General features: G+C 73.9%; 17 protein-coding genes and 1 pseudogene. 10 read left to right on the forward strand and 8 right to left on the reverse strand.

Annotated elements, in window-relative coordinates:
- Nucleotides 1–309: 309 nt before the first annotated feature.
- Nucleotides 310–453, reverse strand: coding sequence for a hypothetical protein (locus G3I42_RS01255; protein WP_164282002.1), 144 nt, complete (start codon nucleotides 451–453; stop codon nucleotides 310–312).
- On the opposite strand from G3I42_RS01255, the gene G3I42_RS01260 reads away from it, so the two are divergent.
- Nucleotides 452–2,914 (forward strand): PQQ-dependent sugar dehydrogenase, encoded by a 2,463-nt coding sequence (locus G3I42_RS01260; RefSeq protein ID WP_203606199.1) that lies wholly within the window; start codon nucleotides 452–454, stop codon nucleotides 2,912–2,914. The two genes, G3I42_RS01255 and G3I42_RS01260, sit on opposite strands and share 2 nt — an antisense overlap.
- Before the next feature lie 5 nt (nucleotides 2,915–2,919).
- Nucleotides 2,920–4,098, forward strand: coding sequence for a ThuA domain-containing protein (locus G3I42_RS01265; protein ID WP_164282003.1), 1,179 nt, complete (start codon nucleotides 2,920–2,922; stop codon nucleotides 4,096–4,098).
- Nucleotides 4,099–4,192: 94 nt separating this feature from the next.
- Here G3I42_RS01265 and G3I42_RS01270 read toward each other — a convergent pair whose 3' ends face one another.
- A complete protein-coding gene (locus G3I42_RS01270) occupies nucleotides 4,193–5,380 on the reverse strand; it encodes an acyl-CoA dehydrogenase family protein (RefSeq protein ID WP_164282004.1) in 1,188 nt (395 codons plus the stop codon).
- A gap of 208 nt (nucleotides 5,381–5,588) precedes the next feature.
- Between G3I42_RS01270 and G3I42_RS01275 the strand changes: the two genes are divergently transcribed.
- Entirely contained in the window at nucleotides 5,589–5,870 is a 282-nt protein-coding gene (locus G3I42_RS01275) for a DUF6243 family protein (protein ID WP_164282005.1), read from the forward strand.
- Between the two features lie 80 nt (nucleotides 5,871–5,950).
- Here the strand turns inward: G3I42_RS01275 and G3I42_RS01280 are convergent, their stop codons facing one another.
- Nucleotides 5,951–7,432, reverse strand: a complete 1,482-nt coding sequence (locus tag G3I42_RS01280; RefSeq protein WP_343244413.1) for an MFS transporter — start codon at nucleotides 7,430–7,432, stop codon at nucleotides 5,951–5,953.
- A gap of 122 nt (nucleotides 7,433–7,554) precedes the next feature.
- Between G3I42_RS01280 and G3I42_RS01285 the strand changes: the two genes are divergently transcribed.
- Together G3I42_RS01285 and G3I42_RS01290 are read left to right on the forward strand one after the other, a co-directional pair.
- On the forward strand, nucleotides 7,555–8,562 hold the full coding sequence (locus G3I42_RS01285) for a helix-turn-helix transcriptional regulator (RefSeq protein ID WP_239096188.1): 1,008 nt from the start codon (nucleotides 7,555–7,557) through the stop codon (nucleotides 8,560–8,562).
- Nucleotides 8,563–8,679: 117 nt separating this feature from the next.
- A complete protein-coding gene (locus G3I42_RS01290; RefSeq protein ID WP_164282006.1) occupies nucleotides 8,680–10,926 on the forward strand; it encodes an APC family permease in 2,247 nt (748 codons plus the stop codon).
- A 3-nt stretch (nucleotides 10,927–10,929) separates the two neighbouring features.
- Here the strand turns inward: G3I42_RS01290 and G3I42_RS01295 are convergent, their stop codons facing one another.
- Nucleotides 10,930–12,420: an alpha/beta hydrolase gene (locus G3I42_RS01295; RefSeq protein ID WP_164282007.1), complete on the reverse strand. Its 1,491-nt coding sequence runs from the start codon at nucleotides 12,418–12,420 to the stop codon at nucleotides 10,930–10,932.
- A 153-nt stretch (nucleotides 12,421–12,573) separates the two neighbouring features.
- Nucleotides 12,574–14,025 carry an MFS transporter gene (locus G3I42_RS01300; protein ID WP_164282008.1) on the reverse strand — a complete coding sequence of 484 codons (1,452 nt, stop codon included), beginning with the start codon at nucleotides 14,023–14,025 and terminating at the stop codon, nucleotides 12,574–12,576.
- 97 nt (nucleotides 14,026–14,122) lie between these two features.
- Between G3I42_RS01300 and dusB the strand changes: the two genes are divergently transcribed.
- The 4 genes from dusB (at nucleotide 14,123) to G3I42_RS01320 (ending at nucleotide 17,291) form a co-directional block, all read left to right on the forward strand.
- On the forward strand, nucleotides 14,123–15,331 hold the full coding sequence (dusB, locus tag G3I42_RS01305; protein ID WP_164282009.1) for a tRNA dihydrouridine synthase DusB: 1,209 nt from the start codon (nucleotides 14,123–14,125) through the stop codon (nucleotides 15,329–15,331).
- A gap of 168 nt (nucleotides 15,332–15,499) precedes the next feature.
- Complete coding sequence (locus G3I42_RS01310; protein ID WP_164282019.1) at nucleotides 15,500–16,282, forward strand: SAM-dependent methyltransferase; 783 nt, start codon at nucleotides 15,500–15,502, stop codon at nucleotides 16,280–16,282.
- Nucleotides 16,283–16,336: 54 nt separating this feature from the next.
- The gene (locus tag G3I42_RS01315; RefSeq protein ID WP_164282010.1) at nucleotides 16,337–16,870 is read left to right on the forward strand and encodes a helix-turn-helix transcriptional regulator; all 534 of its coding nucleotides are present in this window, start codon (nucleotides 16,337–16,339) and stop codon (nucleotides 16,868–16,870) included.
- A gap of 10 nt (nucleotides 16,871–16,880) precedes the next feature.
- Entirely contained in the window at nucleotides 16,881–17,291 is a 411-nt protein-coding gene (locus G3I42_RS01320) for a VOC family protein (protein WP_164282011.1), read from the forward strand.
- A gap of 18 nt (nucleotides 17,292–17,309) precedes the next feature.
- Here the strand turns inward: G3I42_RS01320 and G3I42_RS01325 are convergent, their stop codons facing one another.
- The 3 genes from G3I42_RS01325 to G3I42_RS01335 form a co-directional block, all read right to left on the reverse strand.
- A complete protein-coding gene (locus G3I42_RS01325) occupies nucleotides 17,310–18,494 on the reverse strand; it encodes a macrolide family glycosyltransferase (RefSeq protein ID WP_164282012.1) in 1,185 nt (394 codons plus the stop codon).
- A gap of 253 nt (nucleotides 18,495–18,747) precedes the next feature.
- Nucleotides 18,748–20,694: a glycogen debranching N-terminal domain-containing protein gene (locus tag G3I42_RS01330; RefSeq protein ID WP_164282013.1), complete on the reverse strand. Its 1,947-nt coding sequence runs from the start codon at nucleotides 20,692–20,694 to the stop codon at nucleotides 18,748–18,750.
- Nucleotides 20,691–21,995, reverse strand: a complete 1,305-nt coding sequence (locus G3I42_RS01335) for a hypothetical protein (protein ID WP_203606209.1) — start codon at nucleotides 21,993–21,995, stop codon at nucleotides 20,691–20,693. The genes G3I42_RS01330 and G3I42_RS01335 overlap by 4 nt, the downstream gene beginning before the upstream one ends.
- 360 nt (nucleotides 21,996–22,355) lie before the next feature.
- On the opposite strand from G3I42_RS01335, the pseudogene G3I42_RS01340 reads away from it, so the two are divergent.
- A pseudogene (locus tag G3I42_RS01340) lies at nucleotides 22,356–22,928 on the forward strand (sugar kinase); the annotation flags it as partial.

The raw sequence follows: 22,928 nt of genomic DNA on the forward strand, positions 1-22,928 counted from the left end.
GCGGGGGCGCGCGAGGGCGGCTCATGGAACAGGGGCAGAGCGGTGGCCCCGTCCGGCGCGGGCGGCGGGGAGGCCGCCTGGACCGTACGAGGCCGGGCCGCCGGGCCCGGGGGAGGGCATGGCGGCCCGAGCGGGCTGAACTCGTGTTCTTGCGCTCGATTATTGGAATATTGCAGAGAGTTGTAAGACGGTCTACGGGTCGGACCGAGAAATTTGCCCTGACCAGCCGTCAAGAGAACTGCCGGGCACGGGAGTCGGGAGGCGCTGTAATGCCCTCGGACCGTTCTTTTGTCCATGGTATTGACAAATTCACGCCGCGCTGGCGACGATGCCGAAGCTGTTAATTCCGCGTGAAACCCCTGCGGATGCAAGGCAGTTGATGCACAGCAAGCGCGACCGGCGCGCGCCTTGCCTGACGACCCCCACTTCGGTCAGGAAGGACTCCTCCTCCATGTCACGCTCACCCCACTCCCGCTCCGGGCCCCGCAGACGCGGGCTCCGCGTGCTCACCACTCTCGCGCTGCTGCTCGCCCCCACCGCGGCGCTCGGCACGGCGACGAGCGCGGGCGCCGCGGCCCAGGACATTCCCGCGGGCGACTACCAGCAGGTCGAACTCGCGCGCGGAGCCGCCGAGATCGGTGGCGAGGGCATGTCGCTCTCGGTCCTGCCGGACAGGTCCGTCGTGCACACCTCGCGCGACGGCACGGTCCGCATCACCGACGCGAACGGCACCACGAAGCAGGCGGCCAAGCTCGACGTGTACGACCACGACGAGGAAGGGCTCCAAGGCGTCGCAGCCGACCCGGACTTCGCGCAGAACCGGTGGATCTACCTCTACTACTCGCCGAAGCTCGACACCCCCGCGGGCGACGCCCCGACGACGGGCTCCCAGGCCGACTTCGACAAGTTCAAGGGCCACCTGAACCTCTCGCGCTTCACCCTCAAGGCGGACAACACCCTCGACACGGCGAGCGAGAAGGTCGTCCTGGAGGTCGACAACGACCGCGGCCAGTGCTGCCACGTCGGCGGCGACCTCGCCTTCGACAGCAAGGGCAACCTGCTCCTGACGACCGGGGACGACACCAACCCCTTCGAGTCCTCCGGCTACAGCCCGCGCGACGAACGCACCGACCGCAACCCGCAGTTCGACGCCCAGCGGTCGGCCGGCAACACCAACGACCTGCGCGGCAAGCTGCTCCGCATCACCCCGCAGGACGACGGCACGTACACGATCCCGGACGGCAACCTCTTCCCGCCCGGGACCGACAAGACGCGCCCCGAGATCTACGGCATGGGCTTCCGCAACCCGTTCCGGATGAGCGTCGACAAGGCGACCGACACCGTCTGGCTCGGCGACTACGGCCCCGACGCGGGCGTCACCGACCCGAACCGGGGACCGGGCGGCCAGGTCGAGTTCAACCGCATCACCAAGGCGGGCAACTTCGGCTGGCCCTACTGCACGGGCACCAACACCGAGACCGAGTCGTACAACGCGTACACCTTCCCCGACGGCCCCTCGGGCGCCAAGTCGGACTGCGCGAACGGCCCCACGAACACCTCCCCGCACAACACCGGCCTCGACAAGCTCCCCGCCCCGCAGGCCGCCTGGATCAAGTACGGCGGTGACGCGGGCTCCCCGCCCGAGTTCGGCACCGGCTCCGAGTCCCCGATGGGCGGCCCCGTCTACCGGTACGACGCCGACCTCGACTCGGCGGTGAAGTTCCCCGAGAGCCTCGACGGGCGCTTCTTCGCCGGGGAGTACGGCCGCAAGTGGATCAAGGCCATCGAGGTCAAGGGCGACGGCTCGCCCGGCGCCATCGAGGACTTCCCGTGGAGCGGCACGCAGGTCATGGACATGGAGTTCGGCCCCGACGGCGCGCTCTACGTCCTCGACTACGGCACCGGCGGCGACAACCAGGCGCTCTACCGCGTCGAGTACCTGGCCGGGAGCAACCGCAGCCCCGTCGCCAAGGTGGGCGCCGACAAGACCTCCGGCGCCCTCCCGCTCGCGGTCACGTTCTCCTCGGAGGGCAGCAGCGACCCCGAGGGCGGCGCGATCACGTACCAGTGGGACTTCGGTGACGGCGCCACCTCGACGGACGCCAACCCCAGCCACACCTACACCGAAGCCGGTACGTACTCACCCACCCTCACCGTGACCGACCCCGAGGGCCTGACCGGCACCGCGAGCACCGTGATCACGGCGGGCAACACCGCCCCGACCGTCGACCTGAGCGCCCCGGCGGACGGCCAGTTGTTCTCCTTCGGCGACACCGTGCCCTTCACCGTCACCGGCTCGGACCCCGAGGACGGCCCGCTCGACTGCGCCAAGGTCAAGGTCACGTACTCGCTCGGCCACGACAGCCACACCCACTCCATCACCTCCAAGAACGGCTGCTCGGGCGAGATCAACGTGCCCACCGACGGCGAGCACGACGCGGCGGCGAACCTCTTCGGGGTCTTCGACGCCGAGTACACCGACAGCGCGGGCCTCACGACGCACAGCGTCCGCAAGCTCCAGCCCCGCCACCGCCAGGCCGAGCACTACAGCGACATGTCCGGCATCGAGAAGGCGAGCCACGGCACCGCCGAGGGCGGCGCCACGGTCGGCTTCACCGACGACGGCGACTGGATCGCCTTCACCCCGTACGAGCTGTCCACCGCCAAGACCCTGACGGCGCGTGTCTCCTCGGCGGGTCCGGGCGGCAGCCTGGAGGTACGGGCCGGGTCGGCGACCGGCACCCTGCTCGGCACGGCGGACGTGAGCCCGACCGGCGACTGGGAGACCTTCGTGGACGCGAAGGCGGACCTCGCGGACGCCCCCGCCGGGACGACGGAGCTGTACCTCGTCTTCACCGGGCCCACCGGGCAGGGCAACCTGTTCGACCTCGACTCCTTCACCCTCGGGGAGTGAACGCGATGCGCAAGCACACCGGCAGGCTCGCGGCCCTCGCCGCGCTCGCCCTGGGCGGCGCCCTCCTGACGGGGCCCGTCGCGCAGGCCGGCGCGGCCGAACCGTACGACGTCCTCGTCTTCTCCAAGACCGCCGGGTTCCGGCACGACTCGATCCCCACGGGGATCGCGACCTTCCAGGAACTCGGCGGCGAGCACGGCTTCACCGTCACGGCCACCGAGGACGCGAGCGCCTTCACCCCGGAGAACCTCGCCGGGTACGAGGCCGTCGTCTTCCTCAGCACCACCGGGGACGTGCTCGACGACACGCAACAGGACGCCCTCCAGGCGTACGTGGACGACGGCGGCGGCTTCATGGGCGTGCACGCCGCCGCCGATACCGAGTACGACTGGCCCTACTACCAGCAGCTCGTCGGCGCGTGGTTCAAGAGCCACCCCGCCATCCAGGACGCCGTGGTCGAGACCGAGGACCACGAGCACCCGGCCACCGCCCACTTCGGCCCGACCTGGCTGCACAACGACGAGCTGTACAACTACCGCACCGACCCGCGCGGTCAGGTCCACGTCCTCCAGACCCTCGACGAGTCCAGCTACACGGGCGGCGAGATGGGCGACGACCACCCGATCACGTGGTGCCACCCGCAGGAGACGGGACGCTCCTTCTACACCGGGCTCGGCCACACCAACGAGTCCTACGCCGACCCGGACTTCCGTCAACTGCTGCTCGGCGGACTGGAGTACGCGGCCGGGCAGAAGGACGCCGACTGCACCCCGGAGGGCATCCCCGGCGGCACGCCCGTCGAGGCCGAGTCCTTCACGGACGGGCAGGGCGTCCAGCCCGCCGGGCACGGCGCCGCGAGCGGCGGCCAGACGCTCGGCTACATCGAGGACGGCGACTGGGCGGGCTACGCGCACGTCCCGGTCGACGGCGCGGCCACCTTCACCGCGCGGGTCTCCTCGGCGGGAGCGGGCGGCACGATCCACGTGCGCGCGGGCTCCGCGACGGGCCAGGAACTCGGCACGGTGGACGTCCCGAACACGGGCGGCTGGGAGAACTTCCAGTCGGTGACCACGCCCCTCACGGCAGGCGCCACCGGCCCGCTCCACCTGAGCTTCACGGGCGGCGCGGGCTCCCTCTTCGACATCGACAGCTTCACGCTGACGGCGGCGGGGGAGGGGGACTGAGCGCCGGGTGAACGGCAGGGGCGGGCGGTCCGGGGCCACCGGGGCCGCCCGCCTCCGGTACGCGCGCGGAACGCTCAGCGGGGCCCGCTCCGTCTCAGCGCAGCGCCGATTCCCCCGTCAGCGCCTGGCCGATCATCAGCGTGTGCATCTCCGCGGTGCCCTCGTAGGTGAGGACCGATTCGAGGTTCGCCATGTGGCGCATGACCGGGTACTCGAACGAGACGCCGTTCGCGCCGAGGATCGTGCGACTCGTACGGGCGATCTCCAGCGCCTTGTTGACGTTGTTGAGCTTGCCGAGGCTCACCTGCTCGGGGCGCAGGCCCACCGCGTCCTTGCGGCGGCCGAGGTGCAGCGCGAGCAGCGTGCCGTTGGTCAGCTCGACCGCCATCGAGGCGAGCTTCGCCTGCGTGAGCTGGAAGCCCGCGAGCGGCTTCCCGAACTGCTCGCGCTCCTTCGCGTACGACAGGGCGGTACGGAAGCAGCTGCGCGCGGCCCCCAGGGCGCCCCAGAGAATCCCGTACCGCGCCTCGTTGAGGCACGACAACGGGCCGCGCAGCCCGGTGACTTCGGGGAGCACCGCGTCGGCGGGCAGCCGCACCCCGTCCAGCAGCAGCTCACTCGTCACCGAGGCGCGCAGCGAGCCCTTGTGCTTGATGGGCGGGGCCGAGAAACCGGGCGTGTCCGTGGGCACGACGAAGCCGCGCACCCCGTCCTCCGTCCGCGCCCACACGACGGCGACCGAGGCGACCGAACCGTTGGTGATCCACATCTTGCGCCCGTCCAGCACCCAGTCGGAGCCGTCGCGCCGCGCCCGCGTGCGCATCCCGCCCGGGTCGGAGCCGTGGTCGGGCTCGGTGAGCCCGAAGCAGCCGATCGCCTCGCCCGTCGCCATGCGCGGCAGCCACTGACGCTTCTGCTCCTCGCTCCCGAAGCGGTGGATCGCGTACATCGCGAGCGAGCCCTGCACGCTCACGAGCGAGCGCAGCCCCGAGTCCGTCGCCTCCAGCTCCAGGCACGCGAGGCCGTACTCGACCGCGCTCGTCCCGGCACAGCCGTAACCCTCCAGGTGCATCCCGAGCAGCCCCAAGGACCCCAGTTCCCTGGCGAGTTCCCGCACGGCCGGCAGCTCGCCGCTCTCGTACCACCCGGCGATGCACGGCTCCACGGAGGCGTCGCACAACCGCCGTACCGCCTGGCGCACCGCCTTCTCCTCGGGGCTCAGCAGATCGTCGATCCCGGCGAGGTCCAGCGGGTCGGGCTTCGGAGCGGTCTTCCTGCTCATGCGTCGTCCTCCTGATCCGGATTACGTGCGTCCGCCACCCATCCTCGCGCGCCGGGGCGCCGCGGGGGAGCCCCCGGAAACGTGGTGCGCGGCACGCTCCGGGTCGGCTACCGTCTTCCCCATGTTCTCCATGACGCCGATCTACGAGTGAGCGCGCGCGGGTAGCGCCCGCCCCCCACCCCACCTTCCACACGATCGGAGTTCAGTCATGGCCAAGAGCCGTAACAATCTGCTGGGCGTAGGCGGCCAGCGCGGTCACCTGCCGAAGAACGGCGGCCCGGGTTCGGGCGGCCCGCACGGTTCGGGCGACCGCCAGGCGGCCGAGACCCGCAAGCAGGAACTGGCCCGCCGCATGCGCGAGCGGCTGACGGGGACGGAGCAGGAGACCTCTCCGGACGCCGCCACCGGGACGGGCGCGGACGCCACGGAGCCGGCTGCTGATGCCGCGAAGGCCGGTACGGAGCAGGGCGCCGGGGAGCCGCGCGCCTGACCCCGCCCGCCCCACGCACGACGTGACGAGGCGCCCCGCACACCGCGCGGGGCGCCTCGCCTCGTCGTGACCCCCCGCGTTCAGTCCAGTTGGCGCGGCAGTCGTAGGCTCGCCGCCGCCATCACCACGATCAGGCCCAGTTGGGCGAGGAGCGTCACGCCGAAGGCGTCGCCCGTGCCGAGGTCCGGGCTCAGGGAGAGGAAGAGGGTACCGAGGGTCGCGACGCCCAGCGACATGAAGGTCTGCTGCGCCGTCGTCATCACCCCGCCGCCGACCCCGGCCCGCTCCGCGGGAACGTCCGTGAGGATCGACCGGAGCAGGACCGGGAGCTGGAGCGACTGGCCGAAGCCGCCGAGGATCATCCCCGGCGCGAGCCGCCACACGTCGAGGTCCGGCCAGCCGCCGAACACCGTCACCACGAGGACCGCGAGCCCCGTGCCCTGGATCAGCGCCCCCGCCGTCACGACCCGGCCGCCCCAGCGCCGCACCAGGCGCGGCCCGGCGAGCGCCCCCGCGAAGAAGGCCACCGCCATCGGCGCCACGGCCACGCCCGCCGCGACCGGCGACAGGCGCAGCCCCTCCTGGAGGGCGATCGCCACGACGAACATGAAGCCGCCGAAACCGACGCAGAAGGGCAGGAGCAGCGGCAGCCCGTGCCGCATCGACGGCAGCCGCAGCAGGCTCGGCGGGACGAGCGGCACCCCGCCCCGCGTCTCCTTGAACCGCTCCACGGCCACGAACGCCGCGAGCGCGAAGGGGAAGACGCCGAGCAGCAGCCACGTCCACAGCGGCCAGCCCGCCGCCCTGCCCTCGGTGAGCGGCAGCAGGAGCGCCACGAGGCTCAGCGCGAGCAGGCCCGTACCCGCTCCGTCGACCGGCGCGGGGGTCGTCGAGCGCGTCTCGGGCAGCGCGCGTCCCGCGCACACCAGACCGATGACGACGACCGGCACGTTGACGAGGAAGACGGTCCGCCAGCCGAGCCCCGCCACGTCCGCCGTGACGAGGACGCCGCCGAGGATCTGGCCCGCGACCATCGACAGGCCCGCCGTCGCCCCGTACAGGCTCATCGCACGCGCCCGGCGCGCTCCCGTCGTCGTCGCCTGGATCGTCGCGAGCACCTGCGGCAGCATGAGCGCCGCCGCGGCGCCCTGCGCGATCCGCGCGGCGACGAGCGTGCCCGCGCCGGGGGCGAGCCCGCACAGCAGCGAGGTGACGCCGAAGGCCGCCATGCCCCACAGGAAGAGCCTGCGGCGCCCGAAGAGGTCGCCGAGCCGCCCGCCGAGGACGAGCAGCACCGCGTACGCGACGCCGTAGCCCGCGACGACGAGTTCGAGCATCGCCTCGCTCGCGCCCAGGTCGCGGCCCATGTCCGGCAGGGCGACGTTGACGATGAAGAAGTCCACGAGCGGGAGCGCGGCGCCGAGCAGCACGGAGAAGAGGCCGAAGGCGCCGAGCACCGCGCCGTGCGCGTGGAGGCGGGGGCCTCCGGGGTCCGCGGCGGAGGGGGAGAGGGGACCGGTTCGGGGGGCGGGGGTCACGGTGGGTGTCACGCTGTCTGTCACGCCCTCCACCCTGCGGGCGCTCCCAGACGGGTACCAGAGCCTCCCTATACGGGTACTGGGCGCACCAGGCTGGCAGTACGGGGGCCCTGGCACGGCAGCCCCGGCTGCGGCACCCTTGCGGTATGCGGACGGTCGAGGCAACGAGCACCAGGACGAACACGGGCCGCGCGGCCGTGACGGACGACGCCGGGCGGAGTCCCGGCGGCGGGCTGAGCGACGCCGCCGGGCGGGACACCGCCGCCGAGCGGCGCCGCGAACTCGCCGCCTTCCTGCGCAGCCGCCGCGAGCGGATCACCCCCGAGCAGGTCGGCCTCGCGCGCGGCCCGAGGCGCCGTACCCCCGGGCTGCGCCGCGAGGAGGTCGCGGCCCTCGCCGCCGTCGGCGTCACCTGGTACACGTGGCTGGAGCAGGCCCGCGACATCCAGGTCTCGGCGCAGGTGCTCGACGCGATCGCCCGCGCCCTCCTCCTCGACCCGCACGAGCGCCGCCACGTCTTCGGCCTCGCCCACGCCACCGACCCCGCCCCCGGCACCCGCTGCCCGGTCATCACCGACGCGGTCCGCGCCATGCTCGACCAGCTCGAACCCCTCGCCGCCTGCGTGCAGAACAGCCGGTACGACATCCTCGCCCACAACCGCGTCTACGGGCTCATGCTGTGCGACCTCGAAGCGGTCGCCCCCGAGGACCGCAACTGCATGGTCCTGTCCTGCGTGAACGAGGAGTGGCGCGACTCCTTCACCGACGGCGAGGGCTCCCTGCGCGTCATGGCCGCCAAGTTCCGCTCCACGATGGCCGACCACCTCGACGAGCCCGCCTACCGTGCCCTGCACGCCCGCCTCATGCGGAACCCGCAGTTCCGCGCGCACTGGGAGCGGCAGGAGATCGTCGACTCCGCCTCGCGCACCAAGCACTTCCGCAACCGGCGCGTCGGCCTGCTCACCGTCGTCCACACCGACCTGTGGCTCGGCCCCTCGCACGGCCCCCGCCTCGTCACGTACACCCCGGCGGACGCGGAGACGCGGCGGCGCATGGAGCGGCTGCGGGAGATGGCGCTGGAGCGGGAGGCGGAACGTGAGGCGGCGCGGGAGGCGGGAGGGGGGACGGGGGACGCGGAGGTGTGCGCGGCGTGAGGTGCGCGGGGGCGCGCGTGGCGTGAGGGGTGCGGAGGCGCCCCCGGCGTGACGCGGACGGCGACGCGCGCGGCGTTTCGCCCGCTTTCGCCCGTTCCGCTCGCCACACTGTGCCGGGTGAACGCGTCACGTCAGGGCGGGGACGAGGAATCCGGTCTCCCGCGCCCGTCCGAGCTTCTGCCGCCCCTCGACCCCGAACAGCTCGACGTGCTCGCCGAGCTGGGCCGGCGCTGGCCGCGCCTGGCCCCGTACCGCGCGCGGACGTACGAAGCGCTCCCCGTCGACCCCGACCTCGGCGAGTTCCGGCGCGCCGAGGTGGGCCGGGGCCCCTTCGGCCGCCTCGCCCCGATCGGCCCCCTCGCCCCGCCCCCGAGCGGGGACGGCGAGGAGACGAGTACCGACGAGAGCCCCGAGGCCGGTCCCGGCGGGGCCGCCGCCCCGCACCACCGCGTCCGCAGGCTCCTCCTCGGCGCGCCCCTGCGCAGCACCACGCTCGCCCACGAGAGCATGCGCAAGCTCGTCGCGCTGCCGGTGCTCGCCGCCGACGCGCTCTCCTCGGTCGCCTACGGGCCGGAGGCGCTGCTCACCGTCCTCGTGCTCGCGGGCACGGCCGGGCTCGACTGGGCGCTGCCGATCGCGGCGACGATCGCGTTCCTCATGCTCGCCGTCGGGCTGTCGTACCGGCAGACGATCCGCGCGTACCCGCACGGCGGGGGCTCCTACATCGTCGCGAGCGACAACCTCGGGCGGATGCCGGGGCTGCTCGCCGCCGGAGGGCTCCTCATCGACTACGTGCTGACCGTCGCCGTCTCCATCTCGGCCGGGGTCGCCGCCGTCACCTCCGCGCTGCCCGCGCTGCGCCCCGCGATCGTGCCGCTCGGGCTCGCCGCCGTCGCGCTGCTCCTGCTCGGCAATCTGCGCGGCGTCCGGCAGGCCGGGATGATCTTTGCGGCGCCGACGTACGCCTTCCTGATCGCCGTCGTCGCGCTCGTCGTCTCCACGCTCACCGACGCGGCGCACCGCGATTTCGTGCCCGTGCCGCCCACGCTCCCGCACGCCACCGAGGGCGTCGGCGTCCTCCTCGTCATGCGGGCCTTCGCCTCCGGTTCGACGGCGATGACCGGGATCGAGGCCATCTCCAACGCCGTCCCCGCCTTCCGCCCCGTGCGCTGGCGCAACGCGCGCACGACCCTCACCTGGATGGTCGGGCTGCTCATCGCGCTCTTCGCGGGCGTCGTCGCGAGCGCGCACTTCAGCGGCGTCGTGCCGGGCGGCGACCAGACGGTCCTGTCGCACATGGCGCGGCTGACCTTCGGTCCCGGCTTCCTCTACGGGTACACGCAGGCCGCGACGGCCGCCGTGCTGCTGCTGGCCGCGAACACCGCGTACAACGACTGCCCGCGCGTCCTGCACCTGCTCGCGCGCGACGACCATGCCCCGCACATCTTCCAGCGCCAGGGCGACCGGCTCGCCTTCAACAACGGCATCACCGCGCTCTCGGCGACCGCCGCGCTCGTCTTCCTCGCCTTCGGCGGCGAGACCTCCGCGCTCATCCCGCTCTACGCGGTCGGCGTCTTCCTCGCCTTCACGCTCTCGCAGGCGGGCATGGTCGCGCACTGGCACCGCCGCCGCACCGAGCCGCACCGCCGCAAGAACCTGCTCTTCAACGCGACGGGCTGCGTGCTCTCCGGGCTCGTCCTCGTGACGGCGGCGCTCACGAAGTTCCTCGAAGGCGCCTGGGTCGCGCTCCTCGCCATCGCGGTCTTCGTCGTGCTCGCCTCGCGGGTACGCGGGCACTACGCGACGGTCCGCGCGGCGCTGCGCCTGCGCCCGGGCGCGGTGACGCACGTGGACGCGCGGCTGCCGGTGACGGGCGCGGCGGGGGAGGAGGCCGGCGGGGCGGGGGCGGTACGCGATGAGGGGCCCGCCTGCCGGGGCGAGGAGGAGGAGACGCCGCAGCAGGTACGGCACCTCACCGTCGTCGCCCTCGCCGTGCTCGACCTCTCGGGCCTGCGCGCCCTCGCCTACGCGGCCTCGCTCGGGCAGCCGCTCCTCGCCCTCCACATCAGCCCCGGCGAGGACGAGGCCGACCGCTTCCGCGCGTACTGGGACCGCTGGGGCGACCACGTCCCGCTGCACGTCGTGCTCTCCCCGTACCGCGCCCTGATCGCCCCGCTCGTCCACTACATCGCGACGCTGCACGCCCAGCGCCCCGATCTCACGATCACGGTCGTCCTCCCCGAGATCGTCCCCCGCCACCCCCACCACCGCCTCCTGCACAGCCACGACGCGGCCCGGCTGCGCCGCGCGCTGCGGCCGTTGCCGAAGATCGTGATCACGGAGGTGCCGTTCCACGTGCCGTGAGGCTCAGTCGCAGGTCACGTCCCGGGCCGGGCGCTCACCCGTCACCAGGAACCTCGTCACCGCCTCGTTCCCGCACGCGTTGCCCGCGCCCAGGTACGAGCCGTGCCCCCCGCTGTTTACGGACACGAGCCGCGCCTTGCGCCCCAGCGCCGCGCGCATGCGCAAGGCGTCGGTGTACGGGGTCGCCGGGTCGCGGAGGTTCTGCACCATGAGGATGTTCGACGGGCCCTCGTCCGTGATCCGCGTCGGCGGCTCGGCGGGCTCGTCCTTCCAGTACGAGCAGGGGGTGATGTTCACGGGCATGCCCCCGGTGAGCGGGTGCCGCGCGCGGTCCTTCGCGACGGCCCGCGCGTGGTCCGCGACCGAGCCGGGCCAGTCGACGTCGTTGCAGATCACGCCGATCGTGATGGCCGCGTCCTGCTGCGACATGGGCTGCGCGAGCGCGGCGGGGAGCACGAGCGGTTCCCCCGCCGTGTCGTCGGCGGCCCGTACGAGCGCGGCGAACTGCGGGAAGGCGGCGTCGTCGTAGAGCGCGGTCTGGAGCGCCTGGAGGAGCATGCCGCCGGTGAGGGGGAGGTCCGGGGTCGTGGTGGCGCGCGGGTGCGCGTCGAGCTGTGCGGCGAGGGCGAGTACGCGCGTACGGACCTGAGCGGGCCGCTCGGCGAGCCGTTCCGCTCCGCGTGCCGGGTCCGCCGCCCAGGCGGCGAAGTCGGGGAAGCGGTCCTCGGCGCCGCGCGCCATGTTCGCGAGCCAGCCGCGCTCGACGCGCGCGGGGTCCGGGTCGCCGCTGCTGTCGAGGACGACGCGCGCGGTGCGCTCGGGGTGGAGCTGCGCGTAGACGGCGGCCACGTAGGTGCCGTAGGACGTCGCCCACACCGAGAGTTTCCCGGTGCCGAGCGCGGTCCGGAAGCGGTCGAGGTCGCGGACCTCGTTGGCGGTCGTGAAGCTCGCGAGCGTCGCGCCGCCGTTCGTGCCGCAGGCTTCGGCGGTACGGCGCGAGCGCGCGACGTTCTCCGCGATGTCGCCCCCGGCGCCCGGCCAGGACCGGAGCGTCGCGAGCCGCCGGTCCGCCTCGGGCAGTTCACAACTGGCCGTCGTGCTCCCGCCGACCCCGCGCGGGTCGAAGCTCACGAGGTCGTACCGCCCGCCGGTCGCGGCCATGAGCGCGGGCCCCTTGCTCCCGAGCCGCTGCACCCCGGAGCTCCCGGGCCCGCCGGGGATCACGGCGAGCGTCCCGCGGCTCTCCCCCTCGGCGCGGATGCGGCTGACGGCGAGGCGGACGGTGGGGCCGTGCGGGCGGGAGTAGTCGAGCGGAACGACGAGCGTGGCGCACTCCTGCCGGGCGATCCCGCAGGGCGCCCAGTCGAGGGCGGGGGAGGAGGGGGAGGAGGCGTGGGCGGCGGCGGGGAGGGCGAGGGCGGTGGCGGCCGTCGCGAGGACCAGCGCCGTCGCGCGGCGGTGCGTACGGGGCTTCGCGGTGTGTGTCTTCGTCATGGCCTTGAGCCTGCCGTGTCCGCAGGGTCGCGCCCATGCGGCGAACGGGCCTCCCAGTGGTGGGGAAGTCCCCCTGTGCACAGGGAGGTTGGCCCGTGCGATGGGAGGCCGTCCCGTGCGATGGGAGGCCGGCCCGTACTCCGCCGTCTCGGCTCAGCCGACCGGCGCGCTTGTCTTCGGCGCCGTCGCTTCCTCCAGCCGCGCCGCCGCCCGCACCGCGCTCCTCTGCGCCCGCCGTCCCGAGGACACGAGGCCCAGCACCAGCACGGCGACCCCGCACCCCGTGAGGACCCACCACGCCGGTCGCGCCGCGTCCGTGAAGGTCGCCTCGTACCGCTGCGGGGTGATGCCCGAGGCGAGGATCGCGCCGAGGAGCGCGACGCCGAGCGCCGAGCCCGTCTGGCGGCTCGTGGACGCGACGGCGGCGGCGACCCCGGCCTGCGAGCGGGGCATGCCGGAGACGGCCGTGTTGGTGATGGGCGCGTTGACGAAGCCGAAGCCGAGGCCGAAGAGGACGAAGGCGACGACGAGGGTCACGGTGTGGGTCTGCCCGTCGAAGGCCGCGAAGAGGACACCGCTCGCGGTCATCCCCAGCCCCGCGATGAGCAGCGGCACCCGGGTGCCGCGCGAGCCGACGAGCCGCCCGGACAGCGGCGCGCACACGAAGGTCACGACGGCCATCGGGAGCATCCACAGCCCGGCGTGCAGCGCGCTGTAGTGGCGGACGTTCTGGAGGTAGAGCGTGGAGAGGAAGAGGAAGCCGCCGAGCCCCGCGAAGCCGCACACCGCGATGCCGGTCGCACCGCTGAACGGCAGGCTGCGGAAGAAGCGCGGGTCGATGAGCGGTTCGCTCCTGCGCAGCTCGTACCGGACGAGCAGCACGAGCGCGACGACGAAGAGCGCCGCGCAGCCGAGTACGAGCGGCGAGGTGAGGCCCGCGTCGGGGGCCTCGATGATGCCGAACGTCAGCGCGGCGAGGAGCACGATGACGAGGACCTGGCCGATGGGGTCGGGGCGGCGCCCGTGCGGGGCGCGCGACTCGGGCACGTACAGCGTCAGGAGGATGAGCGCGGCGATGCCGACCGGGAGGTTGAGCCAGAAGATCGAGCGCCAGCCCACGGAGTCGACGAGCAGCCCGCCGACGAGCGGCCCGGCCGCCATCGACAGGCCCACGACGCCGCCCCACACACCGATCGCGCGGGCGCGCTCACGCGGGTCCGTGAAGGTGTTCGTGATGATCGACATCGCGACCGGGTTGAGCATCGAGCCGCCGACCGCCTGCACCATGCGGAAGACGACGAGCAGCCCCAGGTTCGGGGCGACCGAGCAGAGCGCCGAGCCGACCGTGAAGACGATCAGACCGATACGGAAGACGCGACGGCGGCCCACCCGGTCCGCCGTCGAGCCGGAGAGCATGAGCAGCGAGGCGATGACGAGCGTGTACGCGTCGATCGTCCACTGGAGCCCCGAGACGCTCGCGTCGAACTCTTTTTGCAGGTCGGGGAGGGCGACGTTGAGGACGGTGTTGTCCAACGACACGATGAAAAGGCTCATGCAGCAGATGGCGAGGACGGCCATGCGCCGCCGGTGACTCAGCTCGGGCATGAGCAGTATCGTAAGTCATTAGTACGCTTTACTAACTAATGACCGGGCCTGTGGACAACCGGCTTGGTCTCGCGCGGCGGTACGTGACAATGGAGGCATGTCCTCCGCAGTCCCCCTCGCCACCGCGCCCGCCGCATCCGCCGCGCCCACCGGACCCGCCGCGCCCCCCGCCCCGGCGGGCGCGCCCCTGACCATCGGCCCGCACCCGGTCACCCCACCGGTCGTGCTCGCCCCCATGGCCGGGATCACCAACGCGCCCTTCCGCACCCTGTGCCGGGAGTTCAGCGGTGGCAAGGGCCTCTTCGTGAGCGAGATGATCACGACCCGCGCCCTCGTCGAGCGCAACGAGAAGACGATGCGGCTCGTCCAGTTCGGCCCCACCGAGACGCCCCGCTCGATCCAGCTCTACGGCGTCGACCCGGTCACGGTCGGCAAGGCGGCCCGCATGATCCGTGACGAGGACCTCGCCGACCACATCGACCTCAACTTCGGCTGCCCCGTGCCGAAGGTCACACGCAAGGGCGGCGGCTCGGCCCTCCCGTACAAGCGGCACCTGCTGCGCGCGATCCTGCGCGAGGCCGTCGCGGGCGCCGACGGGCTCCCGGTCACGATGAAGATGCGCAAGGGCATCGACGACGACCACCTCACCGCGCTCGACGCGGGCCGCATCGCCGTCGACGAGGGCATCACCGCGATCGCCCTGCACGGCCGCACCACGGCCCAGCACTACGGCGGCACCGCCGACTGGGACGCGATCGCGCGCCTCAAGGAGCACGTCCCCGAACTGCCCGTGCTCGGCAACGGCGACATCTGGACCGCCGAGGACGCCCTGCGCATGGTCCGCGAGACCGGCTGCGACGGCGTCGTCGTCGGACGCGGCTGCCTCGGCCGCCCCTGGCTCTTCGCCGACCTGGTCGCCGCCTTCGAGGGCGCCCCCCGCCCGACCCCGCCCGGCCTGCGCGAGGTCGCCGCCGTCATGCTGCGCCACGCGACCCTCCTCGGCGAGTGGCTGGAGGACGAGGAGCGCGGCGTGATCGACTTCCGCAAGCACGTCGCCTGGTACCTCAAGGGCTTCTCGGCCGGCTCCGAGAAGCGCCGCGCCCTCGCCACCATCTCGACCCTCGCCCAGCTGGAGGAGGGCCTGCACGGCCTCGACCTCGACCAGCCCTGGCCCGTGGCGGCCGAGGGGCCGCGCGGGCGCACCTCGGGCAACAACAGGGTCGCCCTCCCCGACGGCTGGCTCGACGACCCCTGGGACTGCGCCGCCCTCGGCGAGGACGCCGAATCGGAGACCTCGGGGGGCTGAGACCCCGGGGGGCGGGTCCGCGGGGACGGCCGGGTGCGAGGAGTCGCCGCAGGGGCGTGGCGTCTGCCCGGACAGATGCGATCATGAGGTGACGCGAGATCAACGCGATTTCGCCGAACCCCAGTTGCAGAGGAAGGCACGCCGATGAGTTCTCCCCTCGACGACCGTATGCAGCGCCTTGAGCAGGAACTCAACACGAGCGTGCCGCACTCCGCACGCATGTGGAACTACTGGCTCGGTGGCAAGGACAACTACGAGGCGGACCGCAAGCTCGGCCAGTACATGGCCGAGACGTACCCGCAGATCAGGGACATAGCCCGGGCCTCGCGCGCCTTCCAGGCCCGGGCCGTCCGCCACCTCGCGGCCGAGGCCGGCATCCGCCAGTTCCTCGACCTCGGCACGGGCCTGCCCACCGCCAACGCGACGCACGAGGTCGCCCAGTCCGTCGCGCCCACCGCGCGGATCGTCTACGTCGACCACGACCCGATCGTCCTCGCCCACGCCCGCGCCCTGCTCACGAGCGGCCCCGAGGGCGCGACCGACTACGTGCACGGCGACCTCGCCGACGCCCCCACCGTGCTCGCCGAGGCCGCGAAGACCCTGGACCTCACGCAGCCCGTCGCCGTCCTCATCCTCTCCACCCTCGGCCACGTCCCCGACAGCGAGGCCGCCCACGCCCTGCTCCGCTCCTACCTCGACGCGCTCCCCTCGGGCAGCTACCTCGTCCAGTGCGACACCATCGAGACCCCCGAGTCCAAGGCGGCGTCCGACGACTACGAGGAGGGCGGCGCGATGGCCTACCGCTCCCGGCCGCGCGAGGAGATGGAGCGCTTCACCGAGGGCCTGGAGGTCCTGGAGCCCGGCTTCGGCTCCATCGACCTGTGGAAGCCGGAGGCGCCGCTCGACCGCGAGCCCATCGAGCAGTGGGGCTTCGTGGCCCGCAAGCCCTGAGGGCACACCCCCTAGGGAACGGCCGTCGTCGGCGGTACGTGGCACGCTGGCCGCATGACCACTTCACCGCGCACGGGGGACGGCGGGGCCGAGGCGCGCAGACTGCGCGACCTCGCCGTCCTGCGGCGCGTACGGGACCGCATCGACCGCGAGTACGCGAGCCCGCTCGACGTCGAGGCCCTGGCGCGCGGCGCGCACATGTCGGCCGGGCACCTGAGCCGGCAGTTCCGCCTCGCGTACGGGGAGCCCCCGTACGCGTACCTCATGACGCGCCGCGTCGAGCGCGCGATGGCGCTCCTGCGGCGCGGCGACCTCGGTGTCACCGAGGTGTGCTTCGCGGTCGGCTGCGCCTCGCTCGGCACCTTCAGCACCCGGTTCACCGAACTGGTCGGGATGCCGCCGAGCGTCTACCGGGAACGGGCCGCGCGGGCCGCCGGGGCGGCGGGGGAGGAGGCGGCCGGGGGGCCGGGGCGGGAGACGGCCCCCGGCGCGGCGCCGGGCGCGGCGCCGGGCGTGCCCGCCTGCCTCGCCAAACAGGTCACCCGACCGGTCAGGATTCGAGAAGCGCCCGGCCCCGGCCCCGCATAGCGTCGGGGGCATGGATCTCACTCTGCACACCACCGTCCTCCCGCACACCGACCCGGAGGCGTCCCTCCGCTTCTACCGCGACATCCTCGGCTTCGAGGTGCGCACCGACGTCGGCCAGGGCACGATGCGCTGGCTCACGGTCGGCCCGAAGGGCCAGGACAGCATCTCCCTCCTCCTCGCCCCGCCCGCCCTCGACCCCGGCATCACGGAGGAGGAACGCCGCACGGTCACCGAGATGATGGCGAAGGGCACCTACGGCTGGATTCTCCTCGCCTCGAAGGACCTCGACGACACCTTCGCCACGCTCTCGCAGGCGGGCGCCGAGGTGGTCCAGGAACCGGTCGAGCAGCCCTACGGCATCCGCGACTGCGCCTTCCGCGACCCGGCGGGCAACCTGATCCGCATCCAGGAGGTGAGCTGAGGCGGGGGGCCGCCGCCCTCAGCGCCCCGAGCCCCCCTTCAGCTCCGCCTCGATGAGGTCGGCCGCCCGCGACGTCCCGCCCTCCGTCAGGGCGTCCTCGCGAAGGCGCGCCGAACGCCGGGCCACCTCGGGGTCGCCGACCAGGTCGAGCAGCGCCGCGCGCAGTCGCTCCGGCGTCGCGTCCGCCGTGTCGACGCGGTGGGCGATGCCCAGCTCGACGAGGCGGTCCGCGTTCGCGAACTGGTCGACGGCCTGCGGGACAGCGATCATCGGGACGCCCGCGAGCAGCGCCTCGCCGCAGCCACCCATGCCCGCGTGGGTCACGAAGGCGTCGGCGGCGGCGAGGACCGCGCGCTGCGGAACCCAGGAACTGACCTCGAAGTGGTCCGGTACGGGGCCGAGTTCGGCCGGGTCGACGTACTTGCCGATCTGGAGGACCACGTGCCAGCCGGACAGCTCGCCGAAGGCCTCGATACAAGCGCGGTAGAAGGCGGGCTGCCGCGTGTAGGCCGAGCCGAGCGAGACGAGCAGCACGCGCTCCGCGTCGGCGGGACGCGCCCACGTCTCCTCGGAGGCGTCGAAGCACGGCCCGACGAAGGTCACCACGTCCGTGTTCACACGGTCCGCGTGCGGCTGCATGGCGCGCGGCACGAGTGCGAGCGAGCGCGCGGGCGGGCCCATGAACGTATCGACGTCCCGCGTCGTCGCCCCGCACTCCGCGAGCCACGCGGCGAAGCGTTCCTGGTACGCGTCCGCGCCGGGCAACGCCTTGATCTGGGCGCCGACTTCCTCCGCGTACCCCTCCCACCCGACGAACGCGGGCGAGAGCTGCACGAGCGGCCTGCCCTGCGCCTCGGCGAGCGCGCGGGCGTGGTAGGCGCCGATGTCGTAGAGGTACAGGTCGGCCGGGTCGCGGTCGTAGGCGGCCCGGAGCTGCGGGAGCGACTGGACGCCGTCGTCCAGGAAGAGGCCCATGGCCCCGATGGGGTCCTCGGGCCACTCGTTGTCCACGTGCGGCAACACCGAGGTGACGGGGACGAGTTCGGCGCCGGTCGGCTCGACGAGGTGGGCGACGGAGGGAGCCGTCGCGTACGTCACGCGGTGGCCGCGGGCGACCAGCTCGCGCACCACGTCCAGGCTCGGCCGCATGTGGCTCACGAGCGGGGCGCACACCATGGCGATGTGGGTAGGGGCAAGTGGCATGGGAACACACTCGTTTCAGGTCTACGGGTCTACAGGGGCAGCGCGTGCCGACGCACCGGCGCGCGGGGCCGGGCGGCACGTGGCGGGGGAGGGGGCCGGAGGGGGCCCGCTCGCGTCAGCCGTAGATCTGGCGGAAGGACATGGGGGCGACCCTAGGGCCTCGGAGGCGTGACCGCACGTCCTTTTTCACGCCGTACGCCCGAGCCCCCACGTCCGCCCCCCGCCCCGCACCCCTCCCCGCCCCCCGCGCCCCCTACCCCCCGCTCACCGCCGTCAGCAGCGCCAGCGGTGTCGCCGCCGACCGCGACTCGCGCACGCACGCGTACGGGGCCGCCACCGGCAGCGGGTGCCGGGCCCGCTCGTACCCGGCCAGGACCTCCGGGAGGCGGTGCTCCTCGTGCGCCGCGGCCTCGGTGAGGCCGTGGGCGACGCGCAGGGCCTCGTCGTGGAGGCCGTAGCGGGCGAGGCCGAGGGCGAGGAGGGCGTTGTCGTGCGGCCAGACCGCGCCGCGGTGGTAGGCGAGCGGGTGGTACGCGGGCTGACCGGCCGCGAGGGTCCGTACGCCCCAGCCCGAGAAGAAGTCGGGCGCGAGGAGACGGCGGCCCACCGCCTCGCCCCTCTCCTTGTCGAGCAGCCCCGACCACAGCAGGTGTCCCGCGTCCGAGGCGAGCGCGTCGAGCCTGCGCCCGTCCTCGTCGAGCGCCAGCGCGGGGTAGGAGTGCTCCGGCATCCAGAAATCGCGCTGGAAACGGTCGCGCAGGTCGGTCGCCGCCTGGTCGAGCAGGTCCGCGTACACCGGGTCGTCCCACACCTGCCGGGAGAGCCGCGCGGTGCGGCGCAGCGCGTCGTACGCGTACCCCTGCGCGCCCGCCGTCAGGACCGGGCCGCTCGGGCGCGTCCCGTCGGCCGCGCAGATCGCGCCCGGCGTGTCACGCCAGTTCTGGTGCGCGAGCCCGCCCTCGTCCGCGCGGTGCACGAGGTAGCCGCGCGAGGTGAGCCCGCCGTGGTCGAGCATCCAGGTCACGGCGGCGCGCGCGTGCTTCTCCAGGCGCCGCGCCGGGGCCTTGTCCCCGGTCCGCTCGGTGTACGCGCCGAGCAGGACGAGGAAGAGCGGCGTCGCGTCGACCGAGCCGTAGTAGCGGCCGAAGGGCACCTGCCCGAAGTGCGCGAGTTCCCCGTGCCGCACCTCGTGCACGATCTTCCCCGGCTGCGCGACGCGCGCCGCGGTCTCCTCGGTGGCCTGCGCGGCGGCGAGCGCGGCGAGCGTCGCCGCGGCCGGTTCGGGCCGGTACGGGAGGAGGAAGAGCGAGGTGAAGAGCGCGTCACGGCCCAGCAGCGTCTGGAACCACGGCGCTCCGGCGGCCGGGACCCGCAGCGGCTCCCCGTCAGGGCCCGCCGCCGGGACCCGCAGCGCCGCGAGATCGGCGAGCCCCCGCGCGCACGCCGCGCCCAGCTCGGGCCAGCCCGCCGTGAGCGCCACGCCCTCGGCGTAGTCCGCCGCCTCCTCGGCGAGCAGCCGCGCCGCCTCCCGCGGCGAATCCGGCACGACGGGCGGGACGAGATCGCCGTTGCCCAAGGCCCGTACGCGCAAGGTCACTTCGGCGCTGCCGCCCGGCTCGCAGTCGAGCTGCCACACGAGCCGCCGCGCCCCCGTGCCCGTCTCCTCGACGGCGTCCGGGGCCGGGTCGGCGGTCACGGCGGTACGGGCCTGCCAGTCGCCCCGCCGGTAGCGGAACTCCAGCGCCCCGTCCTCGGTCAGCTCCCTGCCCCGCACCGCACCCGGTTTGCTGTACGTGCGATGGTCGGCCCGCAGCTCGAACTGGTCGCTGAAGTCCGCGTCCACGGTGAGCGCGAGCCGGAGGCTGAGCGGCCCCTGGCGGTTGCTCAGGACTCGTACCGTCTCCACGAACGAGCCGTCCACGACGGCCTGTTCGCGGAAGAGCGTGCACGCGGGCGGCTCGGTGCGGCTGCCGTGCGGGCTCAGCACGCTGCGCAGCGTCCCGCTGCCTGCGGCCGGGGCGAGCACCTGCGGCACCCGGCCGTCCACGGTGAGCTGCCAGCGGCTCAGGTGCCGCGCGTCCCGTACGAAGAGCCCGTCCGGGGCCGTGCCCCGCGCCCCCGTGATGTCCCCCGCCGCGTCCACGGCGGCGAAGCTCGCCCCGTGGACGAGCGTCCGCCGCCTGGCGTCTTCCCTGTTCATTCCCCAACCCCTTCCTCGGCCAGCAGGTCGAGACAGAGCGCGGCCGTCCAGCCGAACTCCCGTGCCCCGAGCCCCCGCCCCGTGCCCGGATCGACGTACTCCGCGAATGCCGTCGCACCCGCCGTCCGCACGAACGCGTCCCGCAGCGCCGCCGCGCCCGCCGCGTCCCCGTGCTGCCGCAGCCCGCGCAGCAGAAGCCAGTTGACGTTGAACCAGACGGGCCCACGCCAGTAACGACGCGGGTCGTGCTGGGGTGACGTCAGATCGTGGCTCGGTACGAGCAGGCTGCGCGTCCCGAGCCCGAAGCGCGGCCCGCGCAGGGTCGCCCGCAGTGCCCCCGCGATGCCCTCGGGAAGCCAGGGCAGCAGCAGCGGGAGCAGCCCGGCGGCCCCGTACTCCGGCGGGTCCGCCGCCTTCCCCTCCAGGTCGCGGCTCAGGAACAGCCCCGCCCCCGGCTCCCACAGCCGCTCGACGAGCACCTCCGTGAGCTGCCGGGCCCGCCGGGCGCGCGGCCCCGGGTCCTCGCCCAGCTCGGCCGCGATCGCCGCGAGCGCGTACTCCGAGGCGATGAGGAGTGCGTTGAAGCCCGGGTCCTCGACCGCGAACCGCGCCCCGTCGGGCCGCCCGGCCCGGTCCGCGTAGCCGCTGTCCCGGTAGGCGGCGGCGAGCCGCACGTACCGCCCGTAGTCGAGGTCCGTCGGCCGGTCCGCCGCGCTGCCGTGATCGAGGTCGGCGCGCCGGTACGTCTCGCGCGGGGCCGGGACGACGCGCGCGAGCGGCGCGTCCCAGCACGGGCTGTTGTCCATCCCCGACTCCCACGGATGGACGAGCGCGGCGAGTCCCGCGCCGCCCAGGTCGCGGGACCCGCTCAGGTAGCGGTGCCAGGCCACGAGCCGCGGGTACATGCGCGCGAGGAAGGCGAGCGAGGCGGGGTCGCGGGGCGCCGCGCGGTGCACGAGCCACACCGCGAGCGCGTGCACGGGCGGCTGCACGATGCCCGAGGTCTCGGGGGCCGCCGGCGCGGCGGAGGCGTGCGAGGAGCGCCAGAAGTCCGGGCTCGGGAAGTACGCGTCGAGCGGGACCGCCGGGTTGAAGACGATGTGCGGCACGCGGCCGTCCGCCCACTGCGCCGCGAACAGGGTCTCGATCTCGCGGCGCGCCCGCGCCGCGTCCAGCCGCCGCAGGCCGATCGCGATGAAGGCCGAGTCCCAGGACCACTGGTGCGGGTACAGGGAGCGCGAGGGCACGGTCGAGGCACCCGTCCGGTTCGCGTCGAGCACGGCGGCGGCGCCGCGCCACAGGTGGCGCAGCTCACTCGTACGTTCACCCGTACGAGGACGCGGACGGGATGCGATCCGGGGCGCGGGGACGAGCGGCGCGGGGGAGTGCGGGGGAGGCGCGGAACCCGGGGGAGCCGCCGTCGCGGGGCCCGGCACACCCTGCTGGGGCGGCTCAACGGGCCCCGCATGGCCCGTGATACGGCTGGGACGGCTGGTGACTCGGGAGGTGGGTTCCACGTAGCGCTCCCCGGGGAGTTCCTGGGACAGTCCGGGCACACGACGGCCCGGCCCGCGGTACCGGGTACCGTAGGGTTACGTCTATTTAACACGCGGAACTCACTGTGTAATGCGGATCGAGTGAACACAAGGGGGGAGGGCGAGGTGGCTCAGCAGACGAGCGCGGGCGATCTGCTCCAGTTGGTACGGACGGGCTCCGCGACGACGCGCGGGGACCTCCAGCGCGTCACCGGGCTTTCGCGCGCGACCGTCGGCCAGCGCCTCGACCGGCTCTTCCGCGCCGGCTGGCTCCGCGAGGGCGAGGCGGCGCCGAGCGCGCCCTCACCGCAGGGAGGACGCCCCTCGGTCCGCCTGGAGTTCGACGACCGGCACGCGATCGTCCTCGCGGCGGACCTGGAGACGCGGCACTGCCGGGCCGCCGCCCTCAGCCTCGCGGGGGACGTGCTCGCCGAGTCGAGCGGGCCGCTCCTCCTCTCGGACGGGCCCGAACCCGTCCTCGGCGCACTCGGCGCCCGCTTCGCGCGGCTTCTCAGGGACGAGGGCCTCGCGCCCGCCTCCGTCTGCGGCATCGGCCTCGCGGTGCCCGGGCCCGTGGACAGCGCGAGCGGCACCCTCGTGGACCCGCCGATCATGCCCGGCTGGGGCGGCTTCGACCTGAGCGGCCGCCTCGCGCGCGCCTTCGCCGAGGCGAGCGGCGGCACGGCGGGCGGGGGCGCG

This window comes from Streptomyces sp. SID11385 (assembly GCF_010548245.1).
Lineage (GTDB): Bacteria > Actinomycetota > Actinomycetes > Streptomycetales > Streptomycetaceae > Streptomyces.